General features: G+C 56.2%; 13 protein-coding genes and 1 pseudogene. 9 read left to right on the top strand and 5 right to left on the bottom strand.

The features are described from left to right. Positions 1–127: 127 nt before the first annotated feature. Positions 128–1,069, top strand: coding sequence for an NmrA family NAD(P)-binding protein (locus XX99_RS22195; RefSeq protein WP_050061606.1), 942 nt, complete (start codon positions 128–130; stop codon positions 1,067–1,069). Positions 1,070–1,467: 398 nt separating this feature from the next. Beyond that, on the top strand, positions 1,468–3,891 hold the full coding sequence (locus XX99_RS22190) for an ABC transporter permease (RefSeq protein WP_050061605.1): 2,424 nt from the start codon (positions 1,468–1,470) through the stop codon (positions 3,889–3,891). 137 nt (positions 3,892–4,028) lie between these two features. Here the strand turns inward: XX99_RS22190 and XX99_RS22185 are convergent, their stop codons facing one another. Further along, the gene (locus XX99_RS22185; protein ID WP_050061604.1) at positions 4,029–4,277 is read right to left on the bottom strand and encodes a hypothetical protein; all 249 of its coding nucleotides are present in this window, start codon (positions 4,275–4,277) and stop codon (positions 4,029–4,031) included. 328 nt (positions 4,278–4,605) lie between these two features. Here XX99_RS22185 and XX99_RS22180 point away from each other — a divergent pair, with 328 nt between their 5' ends. Beyond that, complete coding sequence (locus XX99_RS22180; RefSeq protein WP_050061603.1) at positions 4,606–6,522, top strand: CocE/NonD family hydrolase; 1,917 nt, start codon at positions 4,606–4,608, stop codon at positions 6,520–6,522. 294 nt (positions 6,523–6,816) lie between these two features. Here the strand turns inward: XX99_RS22180 and bshB1 are convergent, their stop codons facing one another. Next, entirely contained in the window at positions 6,817–7,566 is a 750-nt protein-coding gene (gene bshB1, locus XX99_RS22175) for a bacillithiol biosynthesis deacetylase BshB1 (RefSeq protein ID WP_050061602.1), read from the bottom strand. A 446-nt stretch (positions 7,567–8,012) separates the two neighbouring features. Between bshB1 and XX99_RS22170 the strand changes: the two genes are divergently transcribed. The 3 genes from XX99_RS22170 (at position 8,013) to XX99_RS22160 (ending at position 12,945) form a co-directional block, all read left to right on the top strand. Beyond that, complete coding sequence (locus tag XX99_RS22170; RefSeq protein ID WP_082125836.1) at positions 8,013–11,315, top strand: TonB-dependent receptor; 3,303 nt, start codon at positions 8,013–8,015, stop codon at positions 11,313–11,315. Positions 11,316–11,462: 147 nt separating this feature from the next. Beyond that, a complete protein-coding gene (locus XX99_RS22165; protein ID WP_050061600.1) occupies positions 11,463–12,131 on the top strand; it encodes an MOSC domain-containing protein in 669 nt (222 codons plus the stop codon). A 298-nt stretch (positions 12,132–12,429) separates the two neighbouring features. Further along, entirely contained in the window at positions 12,430–12,945 is a 516-nt protein-coding gene (locus XX99_RS22160; protein ID WP_050061599.1) for a YceI family protein, read from the top strand. 113 nt (positions 12,946–13,058) lie between these two features. On the opposite strand, the gene XX99_RS26915 is transcribed toward XX99_RS22160, so the two are convergent. Continuing rightward, complete coding sequence (locus tag XX99_RS26915) at positions 13,059–13,295, bottom strand: hypothetical protein (RefSeq protein ID WP_197081932.1); 237 nt, start codon at positions 13,293–13,295, stop codon at positions 13,059–13,061. 308 nt (positions 13,296–13,603) lie between these two features. Between XX99_RS26915 and XX99_RS22150 the strand changes: the two genes are divergently transcribed. Continuing rightward, positions 13,604–14,953: a peroxidase family protein gene (locus XX99_RS22150; protein WP_082125834.1), complete on the top strand. Its 1,350-nt coding sequence runs from the start codon at positions 13,604–13,606 to the stop codon at positions 14,951–14,953. Between the two features lie 326 nt (positions 14,954–15,279). Here the strand turns inward: XX99_RS22150 and XX99_RS22145 are convergent, their stop codons facing one another. Beyond that, complete coding sequence (locus tag XX99_RS22145; RefSeq protein WP_082125888.1) at positions 15,280–15,984, bottom strand: sigma-70 family RNA polymerase sigma factor; 705 nt, start codon at positions 15,982–15,984, stop codon at positions 15,280–15,282. A 266-nt stretch (positions 15,985–16,250) separates the two neighbouring features. Here XX99_RS22145 and XX99_RS28210 point away from each other — a divergent pair. Beyond that, positions 16,251–16,553: pseudogene (locus tag XX99_RS28210) on the top strand (winged helix-turn-helix domain-containing protein); the annotation flags it as partial. 231 nt (positions 16,554–16,784) lie between these two features. Continuing rightward, positions 16,785–18,242 (top strand): tetratricopeptide repeat protein, encoded by a 1,458-nt coding sequence (locus XX99_RS22140; protein ID WP_231581576.1) that lies wholly within the window; start codon positions 16,785–16,787, stop codon positions 18,240–18,242. Between the two features lie 201 nt (positions 18,243–18,443). Here XX99_RS22140 and XX99_RS22135 read toward each other — a convergent pair whose 3' ends face one another. Continuing rightward, complete coding sequence (locus XX99_RS22135) at positions 18,444–20,120, bottom strand: GNAT family N-acyltransferase (RefSeq protein ID WP_082125833.1); 1,677 nt, start codon at positions 20,118–20,120, stop codon at positions 18,444–18,446.

Raw genomic sequence — 20,120 nt, 5'->3', positions numbered from 1 at the left:
TTCGAAGAGAGGAGGGCTTCAGCCCCAAAGGCAAGCTCGCCCACCACCCAGCGTTTTGGCCTCTTGACAAATTAGATGTTACTCGACATATTATTAGATGTCAATTGACATCTAAAGGAGATCGACAATGGCCGCAACCAAAATTCTTGTTACAGGTGCAACAGGTGCTACCGGTTCCGCAACCGTGAAAGAACTGCAGCAGCGGGGGTATGAAGTCCGGGCGCTGGCCCACCGCCAGGACGAGCGATCGGAGCGCCTGCAACAGGCCGGCGCAGAAGTCGTCTTCGGCGATCTGCTCGATTTCGAAGCAGTACGGTCGGCGCTCAAGGGAATTCAGCGCGCCTATTTCGTTTATCCAATCCGACCGGGACTCGTCCAGGCGACCGCACAATTTGCGCAGGCGGCTAAGGAGGTTGGAGTCGACGCGGTGGTGAATATGTCGCAGAAGTCAGCGCGAGAGGATTCACTGAGCAATTCTGCGCTGCAGCACTGGCTGGCCGAACGGGTCTTCGACTGGAGCGGGCTCAATGTCATTCACATCCGCCCCACCTATTTTGCCGAGTGGCTGCTCTATATGGCGCCGATGCTGAAGCAGGGCGATACCATCTACGGCCCATTCACGACGGGGCGGCACGCGCCCATCGCGGGAGAAGATCAGGGACGAGTCATCGCCGGTATTCTCTCCAACCCTGAGCCGCACCGGGGAAAGATTTATCCCCTCTACGGGCCGGTCGAGCATACTTACGCTGAGATAGCGGAGATCATGGGACGGGTGCTCGGCCGTACCGTCAGGTATCAGAATGTGCCGATCGAGAAGTTCGCCCAAATCACCGCGCAGGCTGCAGCAGACCGGCCGCAGCGGAATGACGCGGCGTCCATGTATGCCGAGACGGATCGGCTTACCAGCCGCGCAGGCAATGAGTATCTGATGCAGCACCTGGGAGAGGTGGCGATCGACCACACCAACGGACTCTTTGCCGGAACCAACAACTATGTCGAAGAGATCGGTGGAAGACCGCCGCTGAGCGTCGAGCAATTTCTGCTCAAACACAGGAGCTTCTTCAACTGAACGCTGGGGCATTCGGCCGGTTGAGGATTCGGTCGGCCGGCTCGGCAGAACATTTATCGAAGGTAAACAGATTGGCCGCCGCGGGGGCAATCTGTCTCGTGGAACGCTTTTTGCTTGAGGAGACCTGCTCGCCATGAATGGGAAATCGACGAGGCAGTTGTCGAGTGACTGTGGATGAGCGCGTTGGTTTCTTATCGCCAGTTGAGTTGTAACGGTTTCAGGGCACTCCTCATACCGTTCTCGAAATCCGCGGGCATATTGCTGTTCATTATCGAACAACCGAGTTCTAAGGATGGTCAGCTCTCTCTTTAGTGGATTCATCGTTTCAACGACTTAACTATCGACGAAGTGGCACCAGGCTTGCCTTTTGGAAGTCGAAGTCTTTTCGGGAGCCCTCAATGCATCTCCGCCAAACCCTGCGCAATCTCGCACGCACGTCCGGTTTTTCACTCACTGTGGTGCTGGTGATGGCCCTTGGCGTCGGCGCCACCGCGGCACTGTTCACGGTGGTGAACTCCGTGCTACTCAAACCGCTGCCATTGCCGGACTCGGATAGGCTGGTGCGCGCCTGGGAGGCAACCTCGGCCCCAGGTCATATCCATGTGCAGGTTGCCGGTGGAACCTGGGGCGTGTGGCGGGAACAGAACCACAGCTTCGAGCAGATGGCCATCGCCAACGAATGGCGGTTCAACATGGCTGGCGAGCGTGGCCAGCTTCCTGAGCATCTGGTTGTCGAATTTTCCACGTGGCAGGCGCTGCCGTTGCTTGGCGTGCAGCCTACGCTCGGGCGGCTCTTTACCAGCGCGGATGATGTCTACGGGGCAAATAAAACTGTCATTCTAAGCTGGAGCTTCTGGAAGCGCCGCTTCGCCGGCTCGCCGGGCATTTTAGGGCAGAAGATACTTCTCGATACGCAGCCCTACACCGTCATTGGTGTGTTGCCACAATGGTTCAGCTATCCCAGCCCGCGGACCCAGCTATGGGTCACACTCAATCCGCTTTTTTCTCCCACGGTACTGGCCTCGCACAGCAGTCATAATTTCGAGGTCATAGGCAAACTCAAGCCCGGCATCACACTGGCTGCGGCGCAGGACGATCTGAGCCGCATCTCCTACCTGCGGGCGCAGAGCCAGCCTCCGAATGACTTTATCGACCAATCTGCGCACGTCTCCGGTCTGCTCGATGCAGATACTTATCGGGTTCGCACGGTCCTGAACATCCTGTTCGCGGCAACCGGCTGCCTGCAACTGATCGCCTGTCTCAATATCGCAAACCTGCTCGTTGCCCGCTCGGCCTCGCGCCGCCGGGAACTGGCGATTCGCAGCGCCCTCGGGGGTTCACGTGGGCGACTATTGTTAGACCGCCTGATGGAAAGTATGGTTCTCTGCGTATTCGGGGGTGTATTCGGAATTCTCTTCGCACAGCTCGCGTTGCAGTGGCTGGTGAGCCGCAGGGATGACCTGCCCCGCGTCGAGAGCATCCATCTTGATGCCACAGCGCTCGGTTTTGCGCTGCTAGTAGCTCTGGCCTGCGGACTGCTCGCCGGGCTCGCGCCGGATTTTGCGGATCGTCATGACCAGCTGCTCTCGGCGCTGCAAGACCAGTCCCGCGCAGTAAGCGGCAGTCGCCGGAGCCTGCGGTTCCGCCGGGCTCTCCTGACCATCGAGGTCGCACTGACAGTGGTGCTGCTGATCGGTGCCGGACTATTCCTGCGAAGCTACCGAAACCTGCGCTCAACGGCGATCGGCGTCTCGAGCGCCCACACGCTTACGCTCAGCCTCAACATGCCTTACGCTCCGGAGTACCAAAAAGAGACAAAGCTGGTTTCCATCTATGAACAGATCCTCACACGGCTCCAGCGTCTGCCGGGTGTCCGCGCCGCAGGCTTCGCTTCCTCACTCCCTGGCCAGGGCGGCGGCTCCGACCAAGGCATGACCGTCGCCGAGATGCCACGCCCGCAAGGCTCCATGATCGATGTCGAGGTTCGCTTTGTCTCGCCGAATTACTTCCGCGATCTCGGCATTCCGCTACTGAGGGGTCGCACCTTTACCGGCGCAGACCGGCTCGCCCACGGGCAGCTCGCTATTGTGAGTCAATCCTTCGCACGTGAGTATCTCGGCTCCCGCGATCCCATCGGCCTGCACCTTCGCGACTCCAATACTGCACCCAACGGTATAACCAACGACAAGAATGAAGTCGTCGGCGTAGTTGGCGATGTTCACCTAACGTCCAGCGATCCCATTGTGCCGATTGTTTATTTCCCACTCTGGACGGGCGTCAGCAGCGATCCTTCGGTCTTCATCCGCACCGCGGGGGATCCGTTCGCGCTGGCGACGACCGTGCAGAAGCTGGTGGCCTCGGTCGATCCCTCGGTGGCGGTGACCGACATCCTTAGCTATGACGATCTGATCGGCAAAAATACCGCCGATGCCAACTTCAATGCGACGCTGCTCTCGGTCTTCGCTGGGCTCTCGCTGGTTTTGGCCTCGGTCGGGCTCTTCGGCGTGCTCTCCTTCCTCGTGACCATGCGCACCTCGGAGATCGGCATCCGCATGGCGCTGGGAGCGCACCGGCAACATGTGCTCCGCCTATTGCTGGCTGATGGCCTGCAGCCAGCGGTCGTTGGACTGATGCTGGGCATTGCTGCCTCAGCCGGGCTCACGCGGGTGCTCGCCTCGTTGCTCTACAGCACACAGCCGCTCGATCCGATAGTCTTCGCGCTGGTCTCGTTGGCGCTGATCATCGTCGCCGCGCTGGCCTGCCTGCTGCCGGCGTGGAAAGCATCGCGAATCGATCCGATGCAGGCATTACGAAATGAATGATCGACTATCCATAGGCAGAAGATCGATATGCCGACATATACCGTCCACAGGCAAGTGAGTTAGAAGCATGACACGACACAAAAGCAAAAGCCGTCCCCAACCGGGACGGCTTTTGTATCAGAGTTACTAACATCCTATTACGCTAGCGCTGGTTCCTTTACATCGATCTTGTCGTACCGGAAGTACGCCGCTTCGAGCGCCTTGTTGACATTGTTGATGTTCTCGACGCCCTGGGTGTTGAGCCACTCCTCAAAGGCCTTCGCTCCCTGCTTGGCATAGATGGCGATGCCGTCCTTCCACATAGCGCGGCCGCAGAGCATGCCGTTGAAGGTGGTGCCGCTTTCTCCGGCAAGCTCCAACGTTTCGACGAAGACCGGCTTGCTCACGCCGGCCGACAGATAGATGTATGGCTTGTGCGTGGACGCAGCCGGCTGCGCTTTGCGACACCTTGACCTTGGATCGCAGCGAGAGCATAGCGAACTCCGGACGCTGGACACGAAGCAAGGTTGGCAGGCTTTCATAACCGCATGCCACGAGGGTCGAGTCGTTCTTTCATTCTCTTCGGGGCAAAGCCGCAAGCGCTGTCCAATGCCAATCGAGTATCTCGCAGCCAGCTCTCCCCATCATCCGGCTCGCTCGGAGCTGAGAGAACGAATCTTTGGAAGCTCCTCACGATAATATGGTTTTGAAATCTCCCTTTTGAAAGGATTGTGCGTGAAGCTTCGTAAAAGTCTTGTCGTTGCCTCTCTTTTTGCTTCTCTGGCGGTCTCTGCCGCATGGTCACAGAACGGCGGCCTGGTCCAGACGGGCAGCGATATTCCGGCCAAATGGCAGAAGCCTGAAGCGGACTATGACTATGTCAAACGCGAGGTGATGATACCGATGCGCGATGGGGTTAAGCTTCACACCATCATCGTCGTTCCCAAGGGAGCGGACCATCTTCCCATGCTGCTTGAGCGCACTCCCTACGACGCGAACTTCTTTACGGAAAAAGACAGTCCACATCTGAGAGACATCGTGTGGGCGGCGAACCGCGAGTGGGTCGACGATGGCTACATCTTCGTGTATCAGGACATCCGCGGGAAGTATGGCTCCGAAGGCGACTATGTGATGACACGTCCCCCGATGGGTCCGATGAATCCAACGAAGACAGATGACACCACGGATGCCTGGGATACTGTCGATTGGCTCGTGAAGAACGTCTCGGAATCGAACCAGCGAGTCGGCATGATCGGCTCCTCATACGATGGGTGGACGGTGACGATGGCACTTCTCGGGCCGCATCCCGCCGTCAAGGTTGCCGCACCAGAAAGCCCGATGATCGACGGCTGGATGGGTGATGACTGGTTTCACTATGGCGCGTTCCGTCAGGTGAACCTCGACTATTTCACCGAACAGACAAGCAAGACTGGCAAGGGAGATTCAGGTCCGCGGTGGAGTGCGGACGATTATCAGAATTTCCTCGATGCCGGTTCAGCGGGTAATTGGGCCATTGAAAATGGCTTTCAGCAACTCAGTTTCTGGAACCGCTTATCAACGCATCCGGCATACGATGCCTTCTGGCAGGGACAAGCGCTCGACAAGATAACAGTTGCTCATCCGTCGACTGTCCCAACCATGTGGCTTCAGGGCCTGTGGGACCAGGAGGATATGTACGGTGCTATCCATACATGGGAGGCACTGAAAGCTAAAGGCATGATCGCCAACAATCATTTGGTGATGGGCCCCTGGTATCACAGCCAGGTCAACGGTGCTGCGGAGAATCTGGGGCCCCTTAAGTGGAAGGGTGACACCGCTGCTGATTTCCGCAGAAATGTTCTGATTCCTTTCTTCGATACTTATCTCAAGGATCGGAAGCCCGCCGAACCAACGCCGCAGGTGCTGATCTATAACCCGGCAGAGAACCATTGGGATAAGTTCTCTGACTGGCCAGGTGCAACGGAACAGCACCTCACTCCGCTCTATCTCCAATCGAATAATGGTCTGGCTTTTCGTGCAGCATCAGCAGGTGAGGATAGCTACGTCTCCGATCCAGCCAAGCCAGTACCGTTCATCGAGGTACCGTTACAGTTCAGCACGCATCCACGCTGGGCCACGTGGCTGGTCCAGGACCAGCGCTTTGTCTCCACTCGCACGGACGTGATCTCGTACCAAACGCCAATACTGACTGAACCCGTGCGCGTTGAGGGAGCGCCCTTTGCGGATATCTTTGCGAAGACGACCGGCACCGATGGGGACTTCATCGTCAAGATCATCGACGTGTACCCGCCGACAGTGGCCGAGCAGCCCGAGATGGGTGGTTATCAGCTACCGGTCAGCATGGATATCTTTCGCGGGAGGTATCGCAAGAGCTTCGCGGAGCCGAGCGCCATTCCTGCCGGAGAGGTCCAGGAATATAAGTTCCGCCTGCCCACGATGAACTACGTCTTCAAGCCTGGGCATCGGATTATGGTCCAGGTCCAATCGACGCTCTTTCCTCTGTACGATCGCAATCCGCAGTCTTACGTACCGAACATCTTCTTTGCACAACCTCAGGATTATCAGAAAGCTACAGTATCCATTGAGCATGGCTCGTCTGGCGCCAGCGCTGTCCTTCTGCCAGTCGTGCCTGCCAGCACGGCGATTCAGTAGCCGGACTGCAACCGATCGGCACGGTCTCGTGTCTCTTACTTGAGCTCAGATGGAAGAACATATCGAGTGAAGAGACACGAGCCCGGGAACTGCCAGGGTCAGAGCGCGTCATCACCTGAAGGCGATCACGAAATCGAGTGAGCGACCTCGCTCACGTCAAGGCCATAGCGAATTTACCAGTGTTATCTGAAATCTCGGCAGCAGCGAATGCGTCGATTTCGGATTCGGCATCGACAGCTCACGCACAGTGACTGCCTTTTCTACATTGAGCATTGATCATGTCGGCCTTCGACGTTAGTGGAGGAATGGAAGATCGCCGATACTGCCAAGTTTCAAAGGAACCGCACTCACGAATGCTTCCCCGTGATGAACGCCGATGAGCGAGCCGAAGAAACGGTCGCGAGATTCCAGCCCGAATAAGTAATCGTTCATCCCAAGCGGCAACACTCCGAAACCCTGGGCGGTTTTTGCAAACTGCGAAGCGTGTATCCGAAGGAGCTCGAGCTTACGAGCATAGATGCCGGAGATGTCGACAACCAGGCCAGGGTGTGTGAAGTTGTGCAGCAGGTAATACAGGTAAGCCGAGGGCTTGTGTGGCAGATTCGGGTCGTCCGACTTTCTTAGCGCGCAATAGACGGCGGCATTTCGGATGAGTTGGCCGGTCGCTGCGTGGTCAGGATGGCGGTCCTCCCAATAAGGCGCCAACACCAACTTCGGGCGCCACTTTCGGATAACACTCGCAATCTGTTTTCTGTTCTCGACGGAATCGACGACTCCGCAATCGGGCATGCCAAGGTTCTGGCGAAACCGGGCTCCCATCCCGGCGGCGGCGGCCTCTGCCTCTTTGTCGCGTTCTTCAGCAGTACCTCGCGATCCCATTTCGCCTCGAGTGAGATCTACAACGCCGAAGGAAATGCCAGCTGCCTTCAGTGTTAAGGCCGTGCCTCCGGCGCCCCATTCCACATCGTCAGGATGCGCACCGAAAAGGAGAATGTCTACCGATTCCTCGCTAGTGTGGAGTTGCTTCTGCTTATCCTCTGTCATCTCGTTTCGATATTACATCCCGGCCTCGGGAGAGCAATGCGCGGACAAATTGAAATGTCCTATCTCCAGCGATGCAGGCCATCGGAAATAACGGGTCAGCGAGTGAACTCCGGCAGTCTCGCGATCGATGTAGAAATATCGATCCGGCGAACCAAGATGTCTGTGTTAGTATTTCTCCCATTCATGCTCAGCGCGTTCGCAAACTCGCGTTATTGTTGTCGCCTCTGACATAACTGAGTCTGCTCCGCCATCTCCGTTGGCGGGGTGCTACCGCTCCCGAGTTAGCTCTTCAATACCAGTATGTAGTCGGACGTGTAGTCATATCCCCAGACACGAGCTGGTCTCAGCCCGCAGGCCAGCCTACATCCATAACCACGACCATGCCCGCCGTCCCCTGTTGTGACCTTCTTGGGTGCGGCGACTTGATGCATTTGTGAGGAGCGTTTATGCAAAGAAATAGAAGCAGGATGTACGCATTTCCGTTGCTTGTTTTGTTTTTGCTTATCGTCGGATCTTCGCTCGCACAGACCTTTCGCGGCAGCATTAACGGAACCATCACCGATCCATCCGGCGCGGTTGTTTCCCGCGTCAAGGTAACTGCCACTGACGTAGCCACCGCAACCGCCCACGACACCGTTTCGTCTGCCGCAGGCGAATTCTCATTCAATGATCTTCCGCTGAGTACCTACACGATCAAGTTGGAGGCCATAGGCTTCCAGGCCGCCGAAATCACCGGAGTACAAGTGCTGGCCGGCAAGATATATACGCTGCCCGTCAAGCTGACCGTTGCGCACCAGGCCTCCACGATAGAAGTTTCGGCCGATGCCATTTCGCTCGACACCACTACCGTGACGCAGACTACGACCCTCGATTCCAAGTCGCTGCAGGATGTGCCTCTCAACGGCCGCGACTTCACGCAGCTTTTCGGCACCTCGGCATCTTTTGCCGGCTACAACAACTCCGGCTCGGTCAACGGTACGCGCGGCAATCAGGTTAACTACACCATCGACGGCACGGACAACAACGATCTTTACCTGAACGTGGACGCGGTGAACCAGGGCGGCATCAGCGGCATTGCCGGCGTTATCTATCCCATCGACGCGCTCGACGAGTACTCGCTGCAGACAACGGGCAACAGCGAATCCGGCCGTAGTCCGGGTGGTAACCTGAATATTACGACCAAGTCCGGCTCCAATCACTTCCACGGCTCGGCTTATTACTTCAACCGCAACGAGGCGCTGGCCGTAACTTCGCCGTTTGTGGCTCCCGGAACTCCGGAGCAGCCGCTTCGCAATCAGAACTGGGGCGGTTCGCTCGGCGGCCCCATCTGGCAGGATCACACCTTCTTCTTTCTTACCTACGAAGAACAGAAGTTCATCATCGGAGAGCCCAATACTGTCACCGAGCCGTCACCGGCCTACCAGGCGCTGGCGCTCACCGAGTTGAACAAATACAACGTCCAGCCCAGCCAGGTTTCGCAGGCCGTCCTGAGAACGCTATGGGATCCCAGCGCCATTGCCAACCTTCCCGCTCAGCCGGGCAATTACTCCAGCACCGCGCCGCAAAGCGGCTACAGCCACAACATCGTAGCCAAGTTGGACCACAATTTCAGCGATAGAAGCCACATATCGGCGCGTTGGTATTTCGGCCAGGGCTATGCTCAGGCTCCCGACTGCGTCTTTGTCTGCTCCTACCTGCCGGAGTATTTCCAAAGTGTCCCCTCGCACATCCAGAACTACGATACGGTCTGGAATTACAGCCTCCACCCCAAGCTGGACAATCAGCTTGCCGCGGGCGTCAGCTACTTCACGCAGGCCTTTGCCGATGCGGAACACGGCCAGAACCCACTGACATTGGCCGGCCTCAACACGGGTGCGAGCTTGTCCGGCTCTCCGCAGATTGCCATCAACGGCTTCGACTCGATCGGCATCACGCCAACGTCGGGCCGCAACGACATCACCGGCCACATTTCGGACACAGTCTCCTGGATCGTAGGCAAGCACGAGTTGCGCTTTGGTCTTGAATATCGCCGCGCCTACATCGATCTTTACTACAACTGGGGCGGCCGGGGTGCTTTCAACTTCGGCACCGGAGGCGTGCTTGGCCCGTGGGCAAACGATACCTCTGTCACCGACTCCAACGTACTCAACCTTGCCGACTATCTCGCCGGTTACTCGTATCAGTCCACCATTACTCTCGGCACGCAGGAACGGTTCATCTACACTCACACCGGCACCGCTTTCACGGAGGACTCCTGGCAGATTACGCCGAAGTTGAACGTCAACCTCGGCCTTCGTTATGACTATCAGCAGCCCTTCTACACCAACGACTCCAACCTCTCCATCTTCGACCCCAGCAATGGCGGTCTCGTGGTAACCAACGCCGGTTCAAAAACTCCGGACTACATTTACCACAGCAACAAGCTTAACTTCTCGCCGCGCGTCGGAATCGCCTACCATGTGCTTAACAACACAGTCGTCCGCGCCAACTACGGCATCTACTTCGACCAGCCTGCAGGCCAAGCCTTCTTTGGCAATATCGGCATCCCCAATGGGGGCGCCGGAGGCGTCAACAACAATCCGGCCGGCATCCAGCCCAACGAGTCCATCGTTCTCGGTGCGCCGAATCCGCTGGCGCCGGTGTGGGCGCCCAACCAGGCAACGCCGATCTTTACGGCCAGCCAGGGTCTGCCTACGGGCAACAATGTGGTTTCCATCTACTCGGTCGACCGCAACTTCAAAACGCCGTATGCGCAGCTTTTTGGCTTGAACATTGAACAGAGCCTGGGTAAGGCGTGGGTGCTGAACGTCGGGTATGCAGGAACAGTCAGCCGCCACAACCTTGTTCTGCAGGACATCAACCAATCGGCATTGATCCCCGGAGAACAACTCGATCAAAGCAGCGCAACGGTGACGACCGGTTCGGGTTCCACCTTCACTGCGCAACAGGCCTCACGCCCATACTTCACGCAGTTTCCCAACTTCGGCATCATCAATCAGATCAACTCCGCCGCGTCGTCGAGTTTCAACGCATTGCAGTTGACCCTGCGCAGTAACACGTGGCATGGGTTTACCAGCCAGTTCGCCTATGCCTGGAGCCACAACCTCGACGACTCCAGCGTCTTCAACACGATCCCTCAAGACTCGGCCAACCTTGCCGGTGACTGGGGCAACGCAAACGCTGACATCCGAAATCACTTCGCCGCATATCTCAACTACGAGGTCCCTGCTCTGTCCTATGGACCGAAGGCTCTGACACACGGCTGGGAGGTCAACGGCATCCTCAAGTTCCAGAACGGCGAGCCAGTTAACGTTCTCACCGGTCAGGACAACAGCGGCACAGGCGAGAATGAGGACCGTGCCAGCATCACCGGACCGGCCCGCAACAGCGATCGCTCGGTGCAGCAGTCCTCTTATGCGCAATACCTTAACCCGAGCAGCTTCGCCGTACCGGCGAACGGCACCTACGGCAACCTGGGTCGCAACGAAGTCATCGGACCCGGCTTCAGAGACGTGGACCTTTCGCTGATCAAGAACATACCCCTCTACAAGGAGCGCGTTCGGGCGCAGTTCCGCGTAGAGATGTTCAATGTATTCAACCGCACCAACCTGGCGCAGCCGCTTGCAAACCTTGGCTACGGTCCGGAGTTTGGCTGGAGCACCTCAACCATCGGCGTCTCCTACGGAGCGCCCGGCATCGGCTCCGGCGAACCATACAACACTCAACTTGCGCTGAAGATACTTTTCTAAGAAAGCTGCGCAACGGAACCACGCAGGCCTGGCCGTCATGCAATCGACCGCAGATGGCCAGGCCGCGGTGGTATTCGGCATTCTCGACATGAATCCGATCGATGTTGCCCGGAATCTATTTACAAGTAGGTCGCGGGTGAGGTAGTCATGCACGCAAGTTCGCAGTATGACGTTCAGTCGGTTAATGTGAGTGGCGCCCTCAGAGATGTCGAGTTCGCTGGACAAACGATCAGGACGGGCTACTTCAAGCAACCAGTAGGCACGAATGTGTCAGTCTACCGGCTCGGCCTGGAGGGAGATGTTCAAGCCGATCGCACGGTACACGGCGGCGCGGACAAAGCCGTTTATTTCTATCCTCACGAGCACTACGCTGGTTGGGAGGTGCTTCTAGGGAGCGGTCCACTACCCGCAGGAAGCTTCGGGGAAAACATCACGACGAATGGCCTCACGGAAGAAGATGTCTGCATTGGCGACGTACTTCGAATCGGCAGCGCATTGTTGCAAGTGACTCAACCGAGGAGTCCTTGCTACAAGCTCCAAATCAAATTTCAACGTCCGGATATTGTCGCTCTCTTTGTCCGGCGTGGCCTTCCGGGCTGGTACGCCTCGGTATTGCGAGAAGGTAGCCTCGGGCCTGGAGATGTAATAGAGGTGGTTTCTCGCGCGCCTGAGAGGATCAGCGTAGCCGACATTTGGAAATACAGTTTCGGGATGGGAACGGACGCGGATATGCAGAGGCAGATGATGGAGTTGACGGCCCTTCCGATGTTCTGGAAACGGCGCATCGCTCAACTTCCAATCAATGAGTTCGCTTGAAGCGGAACATCAGCGATCAAGTATGAATTTCTGGGCGGATCGGCTGCACTCTTTGTAGTCGGCGTGGCCCTCATTATGCTGTCTCCGGCAAGAAAACAGTTCGGGCAAAGGTCGGCGATTGCTGTGGCGGGTGCTTTCTGAGTCATCGGCAGTCTGGAAGCAATTTTGTCGAATGACGATCGCGAGGCAATTCGCGATTGACAACAATCCCTCTCGCATCCAAACTCTCGTTATGCGAATGCCCGTCCTCTCTCTCGTACTACTGAGTGCAATGTTGTGCCCATCGTCCCGGGCGCAAGTGCCTGTTTTCCGGGTTACTCCCATCCAAAGCTCGATCCAATTCAATACGACATCTTCGAAGGCTCTGGCGGGCAATTTTGACAAATGGAACGCGACTCTTACGTTCGCGTCACGCGACCCTACGTCGGCCGTGTTGCAAGTCGAAATACAGACAGCGAGCGTGCATTCCAGGAGCAGCAAGAGCGATGAAGAACTGAAGAGCAAGGACCGGCTGAACACCGCGCAGCAACCGGTCATTTCGTTCAAGTCCAACAAAGTTGTCCAGACCGGGAAATCCACCTATGACCTCGTCGGCACCTTTACGATGCGCGGCGTTTCCAAGCCGGCAACACTGAATCTGACGATCGCCGATCAGGGTAACGGTTCGGGATACATTCAGGGAATCGTACCCTTCGGCCTTAAGGACTACGGGATGGCTAGCAGCACGAAGACCGATGAACGCGGTGAAGTCGATCTCAATCTCAAGGCAGAGCAGGTAAGCGGACCCGGATTGATTCGCAAAAGATTTGAGTAATGCGCGACCGCTTTTTTCTCTCCACCAGTCACACTGAAATCAGAGTCAAAAAGGCCCGGCTTATTGCAGCCGGGCCTTTGGTCAAGAAGATCTTTATCTGCGTAGCTTGATCTTTACCTGGGCACCGGAATCGCGGCGAGCTTGCTCGGTCTCATAATCCACATGATCTGATCGATGCCTTCTGCCGACGCATTCGTCGTCGCGAGCATAACGGGCTTGCCATCACGCCACATAAGAGCCGCTAGCCGCCCATTCGTTTCAACCCAGGCAAGCGTCATGTCGATCCAGAAATGGGACGCGAAAACAGCGATGAACTTCGCAAACCCGCTCGCGACCGGAGACTGGTGCACGCGCCGCCGTGCGTACCACACCGCCGCCGTCTGAATAGGACATCACATCTTCTGCGAAGAGACCTTCCAGGGTAGCCAGATCTCCTTTCCGGGCGGCATCGATAAATTTATTTTTGATAACCCATTTTCTTGTCACATTTCGAGCAGCTGTCTTGTCTTGGAAAACGAGGATAGGCGAGGCGGCATCCTCCCTACACTTATATGGCTGATTCTGATCGGCGTATCGAGAAACGTCTTGCCATGCCGGGGAACAGGTGATTAGATCCGAATGACCGGCCGGTGTCACAATCTTTATAAAGACAAACGAAATGAGGAGCAGAGGGATCATGCATCAATGCGCCGCATCCGTCCGAAATCACTGCCTGTCGCCCGCGCGAGCCCATGTTGCCATCGATGCGCCTCTTGGCCCCGCAATGTATGCTCGAATGTTTCCCGATTTGCCTTCCTTCCGCGCCGATGAGCAATTCCTGCACGCGCTCGGTCGTGCAGGAGGTATATGCGATTGCGGAGACGTCGGTGATACCTCCGAGTCTCTTGGAGATGCCGCAGCCGGTTGGCCTATCTTCGGCCAATTTGTAGCCCACGACATAACAGCTGACCGATCGATCCTGCAGTCGCAAACTCGAACGGAGGCTCTCCTCAACGCACGCAGCCCAAAGCTCAATCTTGAAAACCTTTACGGCGATGGACCGACGGGCCAACCCTTCCTTTACCAGCGTGACGATCCGGCGAAGTTCCTGCTCGGCCCGCAGGGAGCGGATCTTCAGCGGAACGTAGAGGGAACTGCGATTATTGGAGATCCGCGCAACGATTCGCACATGCTGATATCGCAGCTGCATCTCGCTATGCTGAAGGCTCATAATGCATTCGTCGATGAAGCTCGTGTCGCGGGGATGCCGAACGATAGCGCATTCATTGAAGCGGTCCGCCAGTTGCAATGGCATTATCAATGGATTGTTCTTCACGAGTTTTTGCCTTCACTTGTCGGATCAACACTTGCGGCTGAGGTGCTTCGCGATGGTCCGCAATGGTTTCGTCCCGATCATGGTGGATTCATACCACTTGAATTTGCCGATGCAGCTTACCGCTATGGACACTGTCAGATTCGCCATCGGTACCAATTGAATTCACAGACTGATCCTCTGCCGCTGTTTCCTGATCTGCTCGGCTTCCGTGCGGTACCGCATCAGCACATGGTCGACTGGAAGCTGTTTTTCGACGCACCAGAAAGGACGTCGGCCCAGCGCTCAAAGAAGATCGATGGGAAACTTGTGCGCCCGCTCATCGAGTTGCCGATAGCAGTCACCGGCGACGTCGAGATTGAGGATTATCATTCTTTGGCTGTCCGTGATCTGCAACGGGGACAGGGCGTGGGATTACCGTCCGGCGAAACTGTGGCTCGTCATCTTGGAATTGAACCGCTCACCGCGGAACAGGTGGGCATTGCTTCTGCGGGATGGAGTGGCGAAACTCCTCTGTGGTACTACATTCTCCGCGAAGCCGACATCTGCACAGGTGGTAATTATCTTGGTCCGGTAGGTGGCCGGATCGTTGCGGAGGTTTTGGTTGGGCTCATCGATGCGGACTCGACATCGTTTCGCTGCAGTGACCGGAATTGGCAACCTCACAAGACGCTGAGCGAGCTGCTTGCTTCTTAACGGTGACCAAAGACTGGTCGCCTAGCCTGACGAGACACACTCTCGAAAGATTCGTCGGTATTGCGCTGCGAGATCGATCGACGGCGCTCGGCTTTCTGGTCGTTTCGTTCAATCCAACCGTATCCTTCGATCCGCAATTTCCGTCGAGTGCGTCGTGCAAAGACTCATTCCTAGAGATGTCTGCGTGTTTACTGTGCGAAGAGACCATCTGCCCCGTGTTACACGATCATCACCACACTTCAACTTCTTGTGTGCGAATCGCTCATCGAGAATCAACAACTGCGCTTCCATTACACAAACAAAAAATCGCCATCAAAGACCCAAGCTCATCCGCAACACGTTGGCACGGCGATGAGCGGCTCTCTCTCGGCGGCTTCAAATGTCTCGTCCGAGGAAGTTCTGAAGAGCTGACGCTCTCCGGCGTCCCTCGACGCGAGAGTATTTCGCTTCTTCAGGTGAGGGCCGGGATGAGGCAAGTCTGCTGACGTTGGCGTACAGCGAGTACTCCGAAGGGATTCCCGAAGCGTCTTTCGGGCTTTGGCTAGGCGTGACATAACGGTTCCCATCGGGATCGACAATATCTCCGCAATCTCCCGGTAAGACAAATCTTCAACGTCGCACAGCAGAATGATTTCGCGGAACTTGGCGGGCAGCTGCTCGATTGCACATCGCACGGCGTCGATTTCCGAATAGCGGAGGAACAGAGATTCGGGAGTGGCGAAAATTGGAGGTATATCCTCCTCCGAGCTCAGCATCACGGTCATGCGCCGCTCGAGCTTTGTACATGAACCTAAAAACGTGTTCCTCAGGATCTGGAATATCCATGCCCGGAAATTGGTGCCAGGCTCAAACGATTTGAAGCCGCGTAGAGCCTTCAAATAAGTCTCTTGCACGAGATCCTCGGCATCGCTCTGGTTCTGCGCAAGCCAGCGCGCGAAGTGGTAAAGGGAGTCGAACAACGGCAAGGCCAATTCTTCGAATCCGACCGAGGAACAATCGTCCCGCGCGGGTGAAGGTCCAAGATGGACCATGCCCCGCGGGCTAAAGCCAATGAGTGTCAATTGTCTTCTCCCGAATCGCATCTCAACAATGACCGCTTGGACAGCAGGCATCCATTCACCCGACCTTTTCTCCTCATAGCCGGTTCATTGCCCGGCAAGTGCTTGATGGCGAAGGCGGTTATCTCTGCGGATATACTCGGCACAGGTGCGCAAACGCACGGAGGACGAAGATCTCTTCTCCTGCATTCGCGAAGCATGACCGGGCAAAATGCTAGACTTCGGGAAAAAACATCAATATGGAACCACTGCAGCAGACCTCCATCGTGCGATTCGGGACCTTTGAGGTTTCCCTGCAATCGGGCGAGTTGCGCAGAGCGGGTGTGAGAATCAGGGTCCAACAGCAGCCGCTTAAACTGCTGGAGGTTTTGCTGGAGCGCCCCGGGGAAGTCGTCACCAGGGAAGAGCTACGCAGCCGCGTGTGGCCCAACGAAAGTTTTGGCGACTCCGACCAGGCGGTGAACATCGGGATCGCGAAGCTTCGGAGCGCGCTTGGGGATTCCGCGGAGAATCCGCGATATATCGAGACTCTTCCCAAACGCGGTTATCGTTTCATTGCGGAGGTCTCTTTTGTCGACGCGAGCGGCCGCATACGACGGCCGGAACCCGCATCCGCGGGCTTGATGGGGACCGAGCCTGGGCATCCTTTCGAAGGCAACGGGGTCGGCGTTCCGCCTGTAATTGAGGATCTCCCTCAGCTCGAAGGCGCCGGAGTGGCCGTTTCGCCCAGCCCTTCGCCCGGATCTGGGTTGCGGCCAACCAATCGAGCCTTGATGGCGCTGGCGATTGCTTTAGCCTTGACGGTTCCCGCCGTCTCGTTTTTTCTTTCTCGCTATCACAGGCCCGCCGCCATCCGGTCTCTGGTGGTGCTTCCGCTAGAGAATCTTTCTGGCGATGCGGAACAGAATTACTTTTCCGATGGAATGACGGACGAGCTGATTACAGACCTGGCACAGATCAGCGCATTGCGGGTGATCTCCCGTACCTCGGCAATGGTCTACAAGGGTTCGCACAAGTCTCTGCCTGAAATCGCCCGGGAGCTGAATGTGGACGCGGTGGTGGAAGGCACGGTACTCCGTTCCGGCAACCAGGTCCGCATCACGGCCCAGCTGATCGACGCCTCCACGGACAAGCACATCTGGTCCCATAGCTACCGGGGTGAGTTGCGAGATACTCTCTCGTTGCAGGATCAGGTTGCAAGAGCCATTGCAGGGCAGGTTCAAGTCAATCTAACGCCACAAGAACATGCTGCGCTGACAAGCGTGACGGTTGTTGATCCGCAAGCTTACGAGTCTTATCTCAAAGGCAGATATTTTTGGAGCAAGCGAACAGCGGATGATTTAAAGGTTGCCCTTACTTATTTCAACCAGGCGATCGAAGAAGATCCTAACTATGCCAAGGCCTATTCCGGCTTAGCTGATACGTATGCGTTGCTGGGCGACTGGCAATATGCTGTGATGACGCCCAGGGAGGCCTACCCTAAAGCGAAGGCCGCAGCGCTCAATGCAATCAAATTGGACAACGCTCCCGGCGAAGCTCACACCTCGCTTGCATTTGTGCTGGATGGGTTCGACTGGGATTTGGACTCCGGCGGAAAGGAATTTCGGCGAGCTATCGAGCTCAACCCAGGGTACGCAACCGCTCACCATTGGTATGCCTGGCACCTGGCTCTGTTGGGACAATATGACGGGGCGATTGTGGAGATGAAAAAAGCAGAGAGCCTGGATCCGTTGTCTCTCATCATTAACTCAGATCTGGCAGAGCTGCTTGTCCTTGCACACTCTTATGACGCAGCCATAGAGCAAAGCCGAAAAACCATCGCATTGGACCCTAACTTTGCCATGGCACACAATCAACTGGCCCAGGCCTACATGCAGAAGCACATGTTCGACCAGGCGATCACAGAATTGCAAAAGGCGGTCGAACTTTCTGGAGACAGCCCGACATGCATCGCTAATCTTGCCCGGGCTTACAGTTTATCCGGCAGAACGAGCGATGCCATGAAGCTTCTAAACAAGCTGAAGAGTAGTTCAACGGCCACGTATTCCCATGCTTCTGAGATTGCCGCGATCTATGTGTCACTTGGAAATATGGATGAAGCGATGAATTGGCTCGAAAAGGGATACGCGGAACGATTCAACCCCGGCGTGCTGATACGGCCGGCGTTCGATCCTCTCCGCTCCGACCCGCGCTTCCAACATCTTGTGCAGCGCGTTGGTTTACCCAACTAAGCGGCCCAACCAGGTGGCCATCAGACAACTTGCCGGGGATTGAATGAGATGGGCCTGCCGCAATGAAGTCAAATTCGACTTCGGCCAATGTGGCAGGCCCAACGCTTTCTGCGAGTCATTCAGTAGAACCTTCCTAACAGAATGCCTGAAGCCAACTTGTTTCGGTTTCTGAAGGGTGCCCAGATCCAGCGTGCCCGTCTTTCACTGGCACAACTCAACACAAGCGCTCCAAAGTGATGAGATGCGGAGCGCCCGATCCATTTTCATAAGGCTTGCCATGGCATCCATCAGGCGACGAAATCGGTGCTGCAGTTTTTGCGGGCCTTTGCAGTACATCACTCGTATCACGTCGTTGTACTCGGCGGAGATCACAGGTTCGAGTCCGTAGATGGTTTTCAAGCCCAGGCGACACAGCATCAGGTACTGATTATCCTGGCTTCCGGCAGAAAACAATGCTACGGCATTTGTCGACTGCGATTGATTCACGAGCGCGAGAGCGAGCGCTCCGGCACTAGCGGCGAGTTGTAAACCGATGCCCGGCGCAAGTCCATTCTGCGCGCGGAGGACAGGGTCCACCACCCATCTTCCGATCTCGATGACATCGCCACGATTGGAGGCGAGTTTGACTAATGTTTCCTCGAAGGATTTATCTCCCAGCAGGTCTTCCGTTAAACACGGCGGGCTGTTCTCAGCCAGGGGGTAGACACGCACACAACCCGCAAGAGTGTCGCCGGCATATGCCAGTACATGCCATGAATAGAGATCTATCGGGTCAGCGTCTGTATAGCACCCATCGGCAGATTTAAACTTTGGCCGCTTGCCATTATCGAAGAGAGCGGCTCCACGAAGAGCTCTTACCTCGTCCAACCATTCTGCCGGCGAATCTTCCAATTCATTCATCGAACCCCGGATCGGGCAGCGTAATTGCCATGTCAGGAATTCGGAAGGCACTTCCGAGACGGCCTCGAGCGCCTGGCAATGAAGCTGAGCAAGCTCGACACAATCAGTGAGGAATTGCGCGTAGGCATCCAATGCTGCGCCGCCTGCTGCCACCAGGACTGGCATGCTTTCAGGAATCTGGTCGATGACTCTTGCCAGTTCCTGTGCATTGAACTTTGTATGACCGATATCGAGATCGATGTGCTCAGTCACAAAGCTTATGGAGGGAAGAATATCCGGTCCAAAGATTTCCAGACATCGAGCTACAAACAAGCCGCCGTAGCGAAGGGGAAGCTGCTCTATCTCGTACTCAATAGCAATCTGTGCGTAGGGTGTGTTCCCGACAATATTCTCCTCGTGCACCAGGCAGTAGTTTTTCGCTCCGCGGCTGGGTGCGACACGCAGCAGTTCATCGGCATCGACAGGGGGCTTATGCCGTAAGTTCCAGTGAGCTGCCAGAGAGCGAAGGTCGGCAATCATCATCAGGTGATGACCGGCTTCGGCTCGCGCATGTCGAAGCAATGCTTCGGCGAGTGCCGAAAAACCAAGGTCTGCGCAGCGTGCGGCCGCCCGGCGAATCCAGCTCTCTACCGGTTCTGTCATCTGAGCGCCGATTGCGCAGAAGTAGAGGAGAAAGGCTTCCAGCATTCGCGGATCGTTACCGGACCGAATGGCACTGAGGCCGATGCTCGTCTCAAACCGTTCTCGCGCAGGAGCGAGAAGCTGGTTGTACTTATCTAAAGAAAGTTTTGCATTCATATTTTGTTTTATCTCTTCTTGCGGTTTTGCATCTTTCCGCTCTGATATTCCGGATTCTTCAATTACCCGAATAGAGTGGGTAAGTGCTCGGGACATTGTTATTACCTCTGCATCAGAGAACTGGCGTAGTCCGCTTTTATTCTGGGCATTGGCAAAAAAATCTAAGACGAAGCGAAGCAT

Source organism: Silvibacterium bohemicum, from assembly GCF_001006305.1.
Lineage (GTDB): Bacteria > Acidobacteriota > Terriglobia > Terriglobales > Acidobacteriaceae > Silvibacterium > Silvibacterium bohemicum.
The sequence above is the reverse complement of the archived record's forward strand: the minus strand, read 5'-3'. Positions and strand labels throughout refer to the sequence as shown.

Excerpts from the sequence above, each read along its gene's own strand:
- XX99_RS22195 (WP_050061606.1), top strand. The coding sequence starts at position 128 with ATGGCCGCAACCAAAATTCTTGTTACAGGTGCAACAGGTGCTACCGGT.
- XX99_RS22190 (WP_050061605.1), top strand. The coding sequence starts at position 1,468 with ATGCATCTCCGCCAAACCCTGCGCAATCTCGCACGCACGTCCGGTTTT.
- bshB1 (WP_050061602.1), bottom strand. The coding sequence starts at position 7,566 with ATGACAGAGGATAAGCAGAAGCAACTCCACACTAGCGAGGAATCGGTA.
- XX99_RS22170 (WP_082125836.1), top strand. The coding sequence starts at position 8,013 with ATGCAAAGAAATAGAAGCAGGATGTACGCATTTCCGTTGCTTGTTTTG.
- XX99_RS22165 (WP_050061600.1), top strand. The coding sequence starts at position 11,463 with ATGCACGCAAGTTCGCAGTATGACGTTCAGTCGGTTAATGTGAGTGGC.
- XX99_RS22150 (WP_082125834.1), top strand. The coding sequence starts at position 13,604 with ATGAGGAGCAGAGGGATCATGCATCAATGCGCCGCATCCGTCCGAAAT.
- XX99_RS22145 (WP_082125888.1), bottom strand. The coding sequence starts at position 15,984 with ATGGTCCATCTTGGACCTTCACCCGCGCGGGACGATTGTTCCTCGGTC.
- XX99_RS22140 (WP_231581576.1), top strand. The coding sequence starts at position 16,785 with ATGGCGCTGGCGATTGCTTTAGCCTTGACGGTTCCCGCCGTCTCGTTT.
- XX99_RS22135 (WP_082125833.1), bottom strand. The coding sequence starts at position 20,120 with ATGCTTCGCTTCGTCTTAGATTTTTTTGCCAATGCCCAGAATAAAAGC.